The organism is Oleiphilus sp. HI0066 (assembly GCF_001635725.1).
Genome location: NZ_LWFH01000729.1, coordinates 1 through 803 on the forward strand (window position 1 = coordinate 1; position 803 = coordinate 803).

Sequence of the window (803 nt, forward strand, 5' to 3'; positions counted from 1 at the left end):
TCTCTGACAGGCGCTCTCGTATTTGTTCAAAGTTTTGTTCTGCTGGCAGAATCAAATGCTCTGGTAATCCATAAGGCGTGTTAGCGGGCGCTGATAATGCTTCACGATGAAATTCCGCAACTCTATCTGCTAGCTCATCAATATGTGTAAACGTTAAACGATTAGTTTCATCCAACTCATTAAAGAGTTCTTCTGTTTTGAACTGATGCATCTTGATGCAGTATTCAATGGCGTCTTCATCTTCAACGCCGAGAAGAGGGTTGACTGAGCTCCCTCCAATTGCGAGTACCTCAACATACAATTCTGGAGCGGAACGTGAGTTTAATTTTAATTCTGCTTCACAATACTGTTTACGTGCTTTTAATGCCGTAAAATCTAGGAACCCAAAATTTACGGGCTTTTTAATCTTGTAGGCATAATCGCCGGTAAGAATAATCCACGAAATATGTGTTTCGATAAGCTCAAATTGACTGCACGCGTGTGGGTACGGCTTTGCTTCTAATAATGACTGAATCAGCGCTGAATTCATGTTTCCTCCGCAGTGTGGCAGGCACAATAACAGCAGAGCAAATTCCTGCAAAGTAAATCATGGCTAAATCCAAGCAAACTAAAAAAGCAAAAGCTGAACCGTCAAAATCTAAATCGCAAGCGACAAAGTCTCGCTCGTGGTTGTGGAAAGTTCTCGCGGTGTTATTCGTGTTTGTATTTGCTTGGCTTATCTATCTTGATGCACAAGTGCGTTATAAATTTGAGGGCAAGCGTTGGGCTTTACCCGCGCAAGTATTAGCACGTCCGTTAGAGTT

1 protein-coding gene and 1 pseudogene are annotated in these 803 nt (G+C 42.2%); one reads left to right on the top strand and one right to left on the bottom strand.

Features of this window, described 5'->3' with window-relative positions; genetic code table 11:
• A pseudogene (locus tag A3738_RS08950) lies at positions 1-529 on the bottom strand (hypothetical protein); the annotation flags it as partial.
• 59 nt (positions 530-588) lie between these two features.
• Between A3738_RS08950 and A3738_RS31885 the strand changes: the two are divergent.
• Positions 589-803: hypothetical protein (locus A3738_RS31885; RefSeq protein WP_156504125.1), on the top strand; the 215-nt coding region annotated here is incomplete at its 3' end.